The following is a 12,125-nucleotide window of genomic DNA, read 5'->3' on the forward strand; positions in this document are numbered from 1 at the left end:
GGCGCGCTCGGGCTGTCAATCGGCGCCATATCGGCGACGCTATTGCGAGCTTGGCTGCGTCGACGGGAGGGCGCGTATGCACGTGGTGGAGAGCGCGCTGGGGCTGCGTGGGCTCGCCCGCCGTCGCGGCCGGTTGCTCCTGACCCTCATCCTCTCGCTCGCTCTCCACGGCGTCGTGCTCGGCTGGTTCGCGCTTCGCCAGGACAGCGCGACGCCACCCTCCGAGACGCCGGCTATCGAGGTGCAGCTAGTCGAAGCCTCGCGGCAAGCCCGCGCGGACCCGACCGCATCGTTGTCCCGCCGCGCCGATCCTGCGCGCACGACGCCCGACGCCGCGGACCCGCAACCCCGCTACGCCACGCCGCCGACGCACGGCGCAGGCGGTGAGCAGGGCGGCGTCGACCTGTACGGCCCCGTGTTCGCTGACGGACGCTGGCCGCGACCACGCCTCGTGCAGCGGCGCTGCGATCCACTGAAGGATCCCGACCTCAGTTCCCCCGAATGCCGGCGCGAGCGTGAGATCGACGCCGCCGTGACCCGCAACGCCGACCCCGCCAACGGCGCCGGCGACTTCGCCCGGGAGGCGCGCCACAACGAAGCCCTTCGCCGCTACCGGGAAGCGCCGGGGGCTGCGGGCTTTCCGGGAGTCCGCTGCCACATCCTGCATCGGTGCTAGCCGCCTGCTCCGCCGACCGCCGCGTCGCGGGGGTTGCGTCGATCGCGCAGCGGGTTCAAACGCCCGCGCATGACCAAGGCTCCCCTCGCCGCCTATCCCGCCCTGCGCATGCGGCGGCTTCGACAGTCGGACTGGATCCGCCGGCTCGTCCGCGAGACGGTGCTCACCCCGGCCGACCTCATCTGGTCGATGGTGGTGCACGAGGGCGAGGGCCAGGTCCCGGTGGGCTCCATGCCCGGCGTCGCCCGCCTGTCCGTGAAGGACGCGGCCGCCGCGGCCCGGGAGGCGAAGGCGCTGGGCATCCCGGCGATCGCCGTCTTTCCGCACATCGACGGCGCCAAGAAGGACGCGAGCGGCAGGCTCGCCGCCGACCCCGACGGCCTCGTCTGTCGCGCGGTGAAGGCCATGAAGGACGCCGCGCCCGAGGTCGGGATCATGTGCGACGTCGCGCTGGACCCCTTCACCGACCATGGCCATGACGGGCTCCTTCAGGACGGCCGGATCGTCAACGACGCCACGGTCGAGGCGCTGGTCGCGCAGGGCCTGGTCCAGGCGCGGGCCGGCTGCGACATCCTTGCGCCCAGCGACATGATGGACGGCCGCGTCGGCGCGCTGCGCACCGCCCTCGAGGCCGAGGGCCTGCAGGACGTGATGATCATGTCCTACGCCGCGAAGTACGCGTCGGCCTTCTACGGGCCGTACCGGGAGGCCATCGGCTCGGGCAAGCTCGGCACGGGTTCGGTCGAGAACCCCGGCGACAAGAAGACCTACCAGATGGACTCCGCCAACCACGCCGAGGCGCTGCGCGAGGTGGCGCTCGACATCGCCGAGGGGGCCGACATGGTGATGGTCAAGCCGGGGATGCCCTATCTCGACATCGTCCGGCAGGTGGTGGACGCCTTCTCACTGCCGACCTTCGCCTTCCAGGTCTCGGGCGAGTACGCCATGATCATGGCCGCGGCCCGGAACGGCTGGCTCGACGAGGAGCGCTCGATCCTCGAAAGCCTCGGGGCCTTCAAGCGCGCGGGGGCCGCCGGGGTCATCACCTACTTCGCCCCGCGGGCGGCGCGGCTGCTGGGGGCCTGAACTCAGGGCCAGCCCGCCCGCCCCGCATCGACCTCGGCCGCGATCACCTTGCCGGTGCGCCCGGCCGCGCCGCCGCCGAGCCCCGCCGCCGTCAGCATGAAGAGCGTGCGTCCCGCCTCGCCCCCCAGCATGCAGGCGTAGCAGGGCTGCCCCGTCTCGATCACCTCCAGCACCTTGCCGCCTTCCGCCACGCGGACGCACTCGGGCGCGCTGGGATTGGCGACCCAGACGGCCCCCTCGTCGTCGAGGCAGATGCCGTCAGGGACCCGGGCGCCGAGCTCGGCCCAGACGCGGCGGTTCGACAGCCCGCCGTCCGGAGCGACGTCGAAGGCCGTCAGGACGCCGCCGAAGCTCTCCCCCAGGATGAGCGTCCTGCCGTCCGGCGTGATGACCGTCCCGTTCGGAAAGGCCAGGTCGTCGGCCACGACGCGCGCCCTTCCATCCGGCGACACGTAGGCGAGCTTCGCCTTGACCATCCCGGCGGCCACGTCGCCCTTGGCCATCGCGGCGTCCAGATCGAAGCCGAAGTTGCCCACGTAGGCCCCGCCCTGCGCGTCCACGACCATGTCGTTGCAGTGGAAGGTGGCGATGTGGCCGAGGTCGGCGTGCAGGGAGACCCGGCCGTCCGGCGTGCGACGCAGAAGCTCGCGGCGCGTCATCGAGACGATCAGCATGGAGCCGTCCGGCTGCCAGCCCAGGCCCGACGGCTGGTCGTCGATGGTGTACTCCGTCCGCAGGTCCCCCGCCGGCGATACGGACTTCACCGCGTGATCGTAGAAGTCGCTGAACCAGAGCCGGCCGTCCCGCCAGCGAGGCCCCTCCCCGAACTGAAGCCCGGCGGCCAGCTCCCGCGTCGTCCGTCCCATCTGCGTCTCCCCAGGCGTGAGGCGCCCATGATCGGCCGTGCGACCCGGGCTGTCACCCGCGATCAGCCCGGCCCGGGAAGCCACTCGCCCAGGATGGCGTTGACCTTCTCCGGCGCCTCCTGCTGCACCCAGTGGGAGACCTTGGGCAGGCGCCGGATGGTGAGGTCGCGCACGAACTCGTCCGTGCCGTCGAGGAGCTCGACGCCCAGAGCGGCGTCCTCCTCGCCCCAGACGATAAGCGTCGGAGTCTCGATCCGCGGCCAGGGACCGCGCATCTTGCCCCCCAGCTGAAAGGCCGCGCGGTACCAGTTGATCATGCCGCGGATGGCTCCGGGCCGCTGGGCGTCGCGCGCATAGCGGTCGAGGACGTCGTCGCCGAAGTTGGACTTGTCGACCGCCATGCCGTGGAACGCGCGGCGGATGGCGCGGGCGTCGCTCGCGGTCATCATCGCCTCGGGCAGGCCCGGGATCTGGAAGAAGAACATGTACCAGGAGCGGCCCAGCTGGCGCAGGTTGCCCTTCGACAGGTGCCGCGCCATCACGCCGGGGTGCGGGACGTTCATGATCACCAGGCGCTCCAGCGGACGCGGCGCGTGGGTCGCGAACGTCCAGGCCAGCCCCGCCCCCCAGTCGTGGCCGATGAGCGTGACCTTCCGCGCCCCGCTGGCGTCGATGAGCGCGGCGACGTCCTCCATCAGCCGGTCGATGAGATAGGCCTTCACCTCCGCGGGCTTCGGCTCGGTCTCGCCGTATCCGCGCAGGTCCGGCGCCCAGGCGCGGTAGCCCATGCTCGCCAGGAACGGCAGCTGGAAGCGCCAGGAGAACCGGCTCTCCGGGAAGCCGTGCAGGCAGAGCGCGAGATGATCGCCCTCCCCCGCCTCGTCGACGGCGAAGCGGAAGCCATTGGCCTCCACGGTGCGGGTCGTGATCGTCATGTGGCCCTCAGGGACATGTGAAATGCGCGCTCTCCCGGTCCATCCCGGGAAGCTGGATGACGCCCCGGTAGGTGAAGCCCACCTTCCGGAGCACCGCCATGGAGGCGAAGTTCTCGAGCGTGGTGATCGCCGCCAGCGCCGGGATGCCGAGCGGCCCCTGGGCATGGGCGAGCACCGCGGCCGCGGCCTCCTGGGCGTAGCCCTGGCCCCACACCCGCTCGATGAAGGCGTACCCGACGTCGGGGACATCCAGCCCCTCGCGCCGCACGAGGCCGGCCATGCCCACGGGCGCGCCGTCGCGCTTCTGGACCGCCACCCACATGCCGAAGCCGTGCTCGCGGTAGCTCGCGCGCATGCGGTCTTCGATGAAGCGCGCCGCGTCCGCCACGTTCCGCACGCCCCGGTCGCCGATGTTTTCCAGGAAGCCCGGGGAATTCAGCAGATCGACCAGGAACGGCGCGTCGTCGTCCTCGACGTCGCGCAGGACCAGCCGCTCGGTTTCAAGAACCACCGCCACGCCGCAACTCCCCCTCGTGCAACACCATCTTAACGCGGCTCGCGCAGTTTGCCCGGCGAAACACAGTTAAGGCGGGTGAACCATGGCGGTGGGCGGCGACCAGCCGATCATCCTCAAGCGGATCAAGAAGGGTGGCGGCGACGGGCACCACGGCGGCGCCTGGAAGGTGGCCTACGCCGACTTCGTGACCGCGATGATGGCGTTCTTCCTGCTGATGTGGCTGATCAACACCACCTCGCCCGAGCAGAAGCGCGGCATCGCGGACTACTTCGCCCCCGCCAGCGTGTCGCAGACCAGCTCGGGCGCCGGCGGCATCCTGGGCGGCGCGGCGCTGGCCAACGACGGCTCCAAGGCCTCCGGCTCGTCGGACGTGATCGAGGAACTGGCGCCGTCCTCCCGCAATCCGAACGACGGCGACTCCAAGGAAGGCGGCAAGCCGATGACCGCCGAGGAGGCCGCCGCGGCCGAGCAGGCGGCCGCCCAGGCGGCCCGGGAGGACGCGGCGTTCGCCTCTGCCGCCCAGTCCCTGCGGCAGGCGATGCAGTCGATGCCCGAACTGGCCGAACTCTCGAAGAACATCATCATCGACGAGACCCCGGAGGGCCTGCGCATCCAGCTCATCGACCAGGAGGGCCGGTCGATGTTCAACCAGGGCTCCACCCAGCCGAACGACCGGGCCAAGCTCCTGCTGCGGGCGGTTTCCAAGGTGATCAACCAGCTGCCGAACAGGATCTCGATCTACGGCCACACCTCGGCGAGCGCCAACGGCGCCAAGCCGGAATCGGACTGGTCGCTCTCGTCGGCCCGGGCCGACAGCTCCCGCAAGGTGCTGCAAGGCGCCGGCGTCGACCCCGACCGCGTCTACCAGGTGTCGGGCAAGGCCGGGTCCGAACCGCTTTATCCCGACGATCCGGTGCTGCCCGGCAACCGCCGCATCGCCATCGTGTTGCTGCGTGAGGCGCCGGTGCTGCCTCCGGAACCGGGACTCTAGCGTAGTCCTTGCGTGGAGGCCGCGCATGACGCCTAATCTCGGGCGAAAGGCGCTCGACGCGAAAAGGGCGACCGCGGATCCGTGACGCAGCATTTTCCCACCCGACAGCTCCGGTTCTTCCTGACCGCGCCGTCGCCGTGTCCCTATCTGCCCGAGCGGTTCGAACGGAAAGTCTTCGCCCACCTGCCGCTGTCGGACGGCGCCCAGGTCAACGACAGCCTGACCCAGGTCGGCTTCCGCCGGTCGCAGAACATCGCCTATCGGCCCGCGTGCGAGGCCTGTTCCGCCTGCGTCTCCGCCCGGCTTCCCGCCGCCGACTACGTCTTCTCGCGCTCCGAGCGGAAGATCCTCGCCCGGAACGCCGACATCGAGCGCCACCTCGTCGAGGCCGAGGCGACGATGGAGCAGTTCGATCTGCTCCGCCGCTACCTGCTGGCGCGCCACGCCAGCGGCGGCATGGCCGAGATGACCTGGCCCGACTATGTCGCCATGGTCGAGGACACGGCGGTCCGCACGCACATCATCGAGTATCGGCTCAAGACACGGGACGGCGGTCCGGGCGACCTCATCGCCTGCGCCCTGGTGGACCTGATGAGCGACGGCCTGTCGCTGGTCTACAGCTTCTACGACCCCACCCTCGCCCGGCGCAGCCTCGGGTCGTTCATGATCCTGGACCATGTCGTCCAGGCGTGCCTCACCGCGCTGCCCTATGTGTATCTGGGCTACTGGGTCCGCGGTTCCGAGAAGATGGACTACAAAGCCCGCTTCTCCCCCATCGAACTCCTCAAGCCCGACGGCTGGACGCTGGCCGCGGCGCGGGACCTGCCGGTGCGTCCGGCCTGACCCTGTGAAACCCGGGGGCGGCGTTCGCAACCTGTGGCATGCCGTCCGAGAAGCTCATAGACTGCGGGCGTGAAGTCAGCCCCTCGATCAAGCGCATGGCGCGGCAGCTTCGGCTGAACCTCGGAAGGGAGACACCTCCCTCCTTCGGCGACTTCGAGCTCGGCCCGTCCAACGCGACCGCCGTGGACGCCGTCCTGGCCTACCCGCGGTGGCCCGGCGGGTGCCTGGCGCTGATCGGCCCGCAGGGCGTCGGCAAGAGCCACATCGCCCAGGCCTGGGCTCAGCGGGCCGAGGCTGCGCGGACAGATCCTGAATCGCCCGATCTCGCGGCCGCCGCGGGCCGGCCGGTTCTGCTGGAGGACGTCGACCGCGGCTTCTCGGCCGAGGGCCTTTTCCACCTGATCAACCTGGCGGGCCGCGCCGGCGGCGGCTTGCTGCTGACGGCCCGAACGCGGCCCGCCACCTGGCAGACCGACCTGCCCGACCTGCGGTCTCGCCTCAACGCGTTGCCGGTGGCCGAGATCGCCCCGCCCGACGATGCGGTGCTCGAGGGCGTGCTGCGGCGCTTCTTCCGGAACCGCAACATCCGGCCGCCCAAGGAGGTCTATCCTTACCTCCTGGCGCGCATGAACCGGTCGATCCCCGACGCCGAGGAGATCGTGCGCCGCCTGGACGAGGCCGGCGACGCGGGATTCCGGCCGGTCACCCGCGTGCTGGCGCGGCAGATTCTCGAGGACGCGCAGCAACTCGACCTGTGAGGGCCGAAATATTTTCCGGCGCGATAGACAAACCGATTCTTTTTCCTCCACTGGTTCGACCCGTGGCGGCGGGGCCACGGCTTCGGGACGTTCGGATGCTTGCGCCAGGCCCAGGGACGGCGGCGCCTGAGCTGGAACTCAAGTTTCAGCTGGGCGATGGCGCCGTCGAAGCCCTTCAGGCGCTCTTCCCCGTCGAGGCGGCTCGCACCGCCCGCCTGCACGCCGTCTATTTCGACACCGCCGATCACAGGCTGCGGGACGGCGGCTTCAGCCTTCGCGTCCGCCGAAGCGACGAAACCTACATCCAGACGCTCAAGCACCGGAACGGCGGCGGCCTTTTCCAGCGCGACGAGTGGGAGACCGAAGTCGCCGGCCCGGACCTGGACCTCGCCGCCCTTGCGGGCACGCCGGCCGCGAACGTGCTGGCCGACGCCGCCGTGAACCCGGCCTTCACCGTCGAGGTCGAGCGGCGCACGCATGCGTGGGTGCGTGGCGAGATCCACATCGAGGTCACCTTCGACACCGGCGTGATCACGGCCGGCGAGCGGACCGAGCCGGTCGCGGAACTGGAGCTGGAGCTGATCTCGGGCAGCCAGCAGGACCTGTTCGACCTCGCGCGCGACCTTCAGCAGCGCGCCGCGCTGACGCTGTCGTTCGAAAGCAAGGCCGAGCGGGGCTACCGGCTGGCGGGCCACGACGGCGTCGCGGCGCTCAAGGCCCAGGCATCAGCCATCGGCCCGGACACGACCGGAGGGGCGGCGTTCCAGTCGATCGCACGCGACGCCCTCGTCCAGATCGCGGGCAATGCGCGCCTATTGCAGCGGGCCCACAACCCGGACGTCCTGCACCAGTTGCGGGTGGGCCTGCGGCGGCTGCGCGCGGCGCTGTCTGTCTTCCGGAACATGCTCGACCCGAACGGGCTCAACCTGGCGCGCTCGGAGACGCGGTGGCTCGCCGGCGAACTCTCGGAGGCGCGCGACCTCGACGTGTTCCTGCAGCTCGCGGCGACGCCCGACGAGATCGAGGAAAGCGCCGGCCGCGCGGCGTTCTTCCGCGCGCTGCGTCACGCCCAGGCCGAAGCCTATGAGAAGGCCCTGGCGGCCGTCCGCTCCCAGCGCTTCCGCAGCCTCCTCGTGACGCTCGGCGAGTGGATCGAGGTCGGCGCGTGGCAGGGTCTCGCGAACGAACGGTCCCGGCGCCTGCGCGAGGGATCGGCCGCCGCGCTTGCGGCCGCCGTCATGGACCGCCAGGACCGGCGCCTGCGCCGCCGCTCGCACGGCTTCCGGCGGCTCGACCCGGAGGCGCGGCACGACCTGCGCAAGGAGGCCAAGAAGCTCCGCTATGCCGCCGCTTTCTTCGGCGAGACCTTCCCGCAGCATCCGAAGCGACGCGCGCGCTTCATGACGGTGCTGCGGGCCCTGCAGGACCGGCTGGGACTGCTGAACGACATCGCAGTCGCCCGCACCGTGGCCGCGCGGGCTGTCGGGCGGCGTGGCGGGGAGCTCGCGTTCGCGGCCGGGCTTGAGGTGGGGCGCATCGCGAGAGGCGAAGATGACGCCGTCGACGCGGCCAACGCGACGTTCAAGGCGTATCGGAAGTTGAAGCCCTACTGGTCGGCCCCGGACGATCATGAGGACCTTAACCTTTCGAGACCACGTTTAGAGAGCGTCTGACGCCGCCCGAGAGTCTGCATGCCCAACGACGCCGTTCCGATCAGCGCCAACACGCCCGCGCCGGCTGACGCCGGTCCGCTCGCGATGGAGGACCTGTCCGGCTCGCCGTTGCGCTTCTTCAACCGCGAGCTCTCGTGGCTGGCCTTCAATCGCCGGGTGCTGGCCGAGAGCATGAACCCGCGGCATCCACTGCTCGAACGGCTGCGGTTCCTGGCCATCAGCGCCAACAACCTCGACGAATTCTACATGGTGCGGGTCGCGGGTCTGAAGGCGCAGGTCCGCGAGGGCATACGCGTCGTGAGCCAGGACGGCCTGACCGCGGCCGAGCAGCTGGTCCGGGTGAACGCGGCCGCCGCCGAGCTCATGGCCGACCAGCAGACCCGCTGGCGCGAGCTTTGCGCCGAGCTGTCCGCCGAGGGCCTGCGGTACGTTTCCGCCGCCGAGGTCACCAACGCCGAGCGCGCGGGTCTCGAGGAACGGTTCCTGAACGACCTGTTTCCGGTGCTGACCCCGCTGGCCATCGATCCGGCGCATCCGTTCCCGTTCATCCCGAACCTGGCGTTCTCGCTGGTGCTGAAGATCCGCCGGACCGCCGACGGGCGGCAGCTCTATGCGCTGGCGCCGCTGCCGGCCCAGGTGGCGCGGTTCTGGGACATCGCCCCCGGCCGCCAGAGCACGCGGCGCAAGGCCGAACGACGGGTGATCTCGCTGGAGAGCATGGTCACCCTCTTCCTCGACCACCTGTTCCCCGGCTGCGAGATCGAGGAACAGGGCGTGTTCCGGCTGATCCGCGATTCCGACGTGGAGATGGAGGAAGAGGCCGAGGATCTGGTGCGCGAGTTCGAGGCGCGCCTGAAGCAGCGGCGCCTGGGTTCCGTCGTTCGCATCGAGATCGAGGACGACATGCCGGAGGAGCTGCGCAGCTTCATCCTGCAGAGCCTGCGCGTGGAGCCCGAGGACGTCATCGTCTTCGACGGCCTGCTGGGACTGGACGAGCTCACCCAGATCATCCCGGCCGACCGCCCCGACCTGAAGTTCAAGCCCTTCGAGCCGCGGTTCCCGGAACGCATCCGCGACCACGGCGGGGACTGCTTCGCCGCGATCCGCGAGAAGGACATCCTGGTCCACCACCCGTTCGAGAGCTTCGACGTGGTGGTCCAGTTCCTGCGCCAGGCGGCGCGCGATCCGAACGTTCTGGCGATCAAGCAGACGCTCTACCGCACCAGCCAGGACAGCCCCATCGTCGCGGCCCTGATCGAGGCCGCCGAGAACGGCAAGAACGTCACCGCCGTCGTCGAGATCAAGGCGCGCTTCGACGAGGAGGCGAACCTGAAATGGGCGCGAGACCTCGAGCGGGCCGGCGTGCACGTCGTGTTCGGCTTCATCGAGTACAAGACGCACGCCAAGCTTTCGACGGTCGTCCGGCGCGAGGGCGACGTCCTGCGCACCTACTGCCACTTCGGGACCGGCAACTACCACCCGATCACCGCGCGCATCTACACGGACCTGTCGCTGTTCACGACCGATCCCGCCTTCGGCCGGGACTCGGCGAAGCTCTTCAACTACGTCACCGGCTACGCCCAGCCGGTGAGCCTTGAACGGCTGTCCTTTTCGCCGGTCACCATGAAGCGGGACCTGCTGCGGCTCATCGGCGAGGAAAGCGTCAATGCGCGCGCCGGCCGGCCGGCCGGGATCTGGGCCAAGATGAACTCGCTGGTCGACCCGGAAGTGATCGACGCGCTCTACGAGGCGAGCCGGGCGGGCGTTCCCGTCGACCTCGTGATTCGCGGGATCTGCTGCCTGCGTCCCGGCCTGCCGGGGCTCTCCGAGAACATCCGGGTCAAGTCCATCGTCGGCCGGTTCCTCGAGCACGGGCGGATCGTGGCCTTCGCCAACGGCCACGCAATGCCCTCGCCCCACGCCCGGGTCTTCATCTCCTCGGCCGACTGGATGCCGCGCAACCTCGACCGGCGCGTCGAGTGCATGACGCCGGTCGAGAACCCCACCGTCCACCAGCAGGTGCTGCAGCAGATCATGCTCGCGAACCTGAAGGACGAAGCGCAAAGCTGGACCCTCGACGGCGACGGCGGCTATAGGCGTGATCCTGCCTGGGACCACCCGAACGCCTTCTCGGCGCACGAGTACTTCATGACCAATCCGAGCCTTTCCGGTCGTGGGCAGAGAGTGAAGGACATGCCGCGCGCGATCGAAAATGTGGCCTCGCGAGGATAGCGCGCCGCGCTCCGACGGCCGGCAGGCCGCGGTCATCGACGTGGGATCCAACTCCGTCCGCCTCGTGATCTACCGGGTGGACGGCCGGGCCCTCTGGACCATCTACAACGAGAAGGTGGTGGCCGGACTGGGCCGCGACCTTCCGGCCACGGGCCGGCTGAACGCCGAGGGCGTGGAGGCCGCGGTGGGCGCCCTGCGACGCTTCCGGGCCCTGCTCGAAGGCTGGCGCGCCGAGGAGGTGAGCGCGGTCGCCACCGCCGCCGTGCGCGAGGCGGCGGACGGGCGCGCGTTCCTGAAGCGCGTCCTCGACGAGACGGGCCTCGACGTCCGCGTCCTCTCGGGCGAGGAGGAGGCCCGCTACGCCGCCCTGGGCGTGCTGTGCGGCCAGCCGGACGCGGACGGCGTGGTCGGCGACCTGGGCGGCTCCAGCCTCGAGCTGGTCCGGCTCGGGGGCGTAACGAATCCGGAGGGCGTGACGCTGCCCCTGGGACCCTTCTCCCTGGGCGCTCCCAAGAGCCTGAACATCGAGCGCACGCGCCGCATCGTCGACGAGCATCTCGCGCCCCTGGCCCGGCGCTTCGCGAGCCCGGCGTTCCATGCCGTCGGCGGCGCCTGGCGCAACCTCGCGCTGCTGCACATGCAGCTGGCGGACTATCCGCTGCACGTGGCGCATCAGTACGAGATCGGCCGCAGCGATGCGCTGGATCTGGCCCGGTTCGTCCAGCGGCAGTCCCGCTCGTCGCTCGAAGGCATCGATGGCCTTTCGAAGAAGCGCTTCGATACGCTGCCCTACGCTGCGCTGGTGCTCGAGCGCGTCCTCGAGCGGCTGGGCGTGGAAAAGGTGGTGGTGAGCGCCTATGGGGTGCGGGAAGGCATGCTTCTCGAGGCCATGTCCCCCGAGGTCCGCCGCCTCGACCCCCTCATCGAGGGCTGCGAGGCGCTGACGGCGCAGCGCGGAATCTCGCCGGTGCTGGGACATGCGCTGGAAGCATGGGTCGGGCCTCTCTTCGAGAGCCTGCCGCCGCTCTTCGGGGATCGCGACCGGGTCCTCGTCGCCGCCGCCTGCCGCCTGGCCGACCTCGGCGCGCGGCTCCACCCCGACCATCGGGCGGATCTGGCCTTCGACCAGGTGCTGCGCGCGCCTCTGGCAGGCATGCGGCATCCCGAACGCGTCTTCCTGGCCGCCGTCGCTTTCTCGCGCCACTCGGCCGCGCAGCCGCCCCACCCGACGGTGGCGCGCGTGCTCAGCGCCGAGCGCCGGCAGAGAGCGCGGGCGCTCGGCTCCGCGATACGGCTGGGCTGCGACCTCTCGGGCCACAACCCGCGTCTGCTCGAGAAGTCGGGCGTCACGATCCGCGGGGATCGCCTGGCGTTGAACGTGCTGGCGGGTTGGGAAGACATGCTGCTCGGCGAGCAGACGACGCGCCGGGCCCAGACGCTCGCGCAGGCGCTGAAGCTGAAGCTCGAGATGGGCTGACGCGAAGAGGGGGGCCGCCGCGAGGCGCCCCCATCCCCGAACCTTCGGCCATGGCCCTCGAGCGGGTGCTG

The 12,125-nt window shown here is 70.5% G+C and carries 11 protein-coding genes; 8 read left to right on the plus strand and 3 right to left on the minus strand.

The features are described 5' to 3' along the window. Nucleotides 1–76 precede the first annotated feature (76 nt). Both AC2D8W_RS01135 and hemB read left to right on the plus strand, forming a co-directional pair. Nucleotides 77–676 carry a hypothetical protein gene (locus AC2D8W_RS01135; RefSeq protein ID WP_484669975.1) on the plus strand — a complete coding sequence of 200 codons (600 nt, stop codon included), beginning with the start codon at nucleotides 77–79 and terminating at the stop codon, nucleotides 674–676. A 69-nt stretch (nucleotides 677–745) separates the two neighbouring features. Next, nucleotides 746–1,762 (plus strand): porphobilinogen synthase, encoded by a 1,017-nt coding sequence (gene hemB / locus AC2D8W_RS01140; RefSeq protein WP_484669976.1) that lies wholly within the window; start codon nucleotides 746–748, stop codon nucleotides 1,760–1,762. Nucleotides 1,763–1,764: 2 nt separating this feature from the next. Here the strand turns inward: hemB and AC2D8W_RS01145 are convergent, their stop codons facing one another. From AC2D8W_RS01145 to AC2D8W_RS01155, 3 genes are all read right to left on the minus strand, one after another. Beyond that, nucleotides 1,765–2,628, minus strand: a complete 864-nt coding sequence (locus AC2D8W_RS01145; RefSeq protein WP_484669977.1) for an SMP-30/gluconolactonase/LRE family protein — start codon at nucleotides 2,626–2,628, stop codon at nucleotides 1,765–1,767. Nucleotides 2,629–2,690: 62 nt separating this feature from the next. Next, nucleotides 2,691–3,563, minus strand: coding sequence for an alpha/beta fold hydrolase (locus tag AC2D8W_RS01150; protein ID WP_293485060.1), 873 nt, complete (start codon nucleotides 3,561–3,563; stop codon nucleotides 2,691–2,693). Between the two features lie 7 nt (nucleotides 3,564–3,570). Continuing rightward, entirely contained in the window at nucleotides 3,571–4,080 is a 510-nt protein-coding gene (locus tag AC2D8W_RS01155; protein WP_293485062.1) for a GNAT family N-acetyltransferase, read from the minus strand. An 82-nt stretch (nucleotides 4,081–4,162) separates the two neighbouring features. Here AC2D8W_RS01155 and AC2D8W_RS01160 point away from each other — a divergent pair, with 82 nt between their 5' ends. From AC2D8W_RS01160 to AC2D8W_RS01185, 6 genes are all read left to right on the plus strand, one after another. Then, a complete protein-coding gene (locus AC2D8W_RS01160) occupies nucleotides 4,163–5,071 on the plus strand; it encodes a flagellar motor protein MotB (RefSeq protein WP_484669978.1) in 909 nt (302 codons plus the stop codon). Nucleotides 5,072–5,152: 81 nt separating this feature from the next. Next, nucleotides 5,153–5,914, plus strand: a complete 762-nt coding sequence (locus tag AC2D8W_RS01165; RefSeq protein WP_293485066.1) for an arginyltransferase — start codon at nucleotides 5,153–5,155, stop codon at nucleotides 5,912–5,914. Nucleotides 5,915–5,952: 38 nt separating this feature from the next. Next, a complete protein-coding gene (locus AC2D8W_RS01170; protein ID WP_484669979.1) occupies nucleotides 5,953–6,672 on the plus strand; it encodes a P-loop NTPase family protein in 720 nt (239 codons plus the stop codon). Nucleotides 6,673–6,767: 95 nt separating this feature from the next. After that, on the plus strand, nucleotides 6,768–8,345 hold the full coding sequence (locus AC2D8W_RS01175) for a CYTH and CHAD domain-containing protein (RefSeq protein WP_484669980.1): 1,578 nt from the start codon (nucleotides 6,768–6,770) through the stop codon (nucleotides 8,343–8,345). An 18-nt stretch (nucleotides 8,346–8,363) separates the two neighbouring features. Next, the gene (locus AC2D8W_RS01180) at nucleotides 8,364–10,577 is read left to right on the plus strand and encodes an RNA degradosome polyphosphate kinase (protein WP_484669981.1); all 2,214 of its coding nucleotides are present in this window, start codon (nucleotides 8,364–8,366) and stop codon (nucleotides 10,575–10,577) included. After that, on the plus strand, nucleotides 10,558–12,054 hold the full coding sequence (locus AC2D8W_RS01185) for a Ppx/GppA phosphatase family protein (RefSeq protein ID WP_484669982.1): 1,497 nt from the start codon (nucleotides 10,558–10,560) through the stop codon (nucleotides 12,052–12,054). Before AC2D8W_RS01180 ends, AC2D8W_RS01185 begins: the two co-directional genes overlap by 20 nt. The last annotated feature ends 71 nt before the right edge of the window (nucleotides 12,055–12,125 follow it).

Source organism: Phenylobacterium sp. T106, from assembly GCF_057219735.1.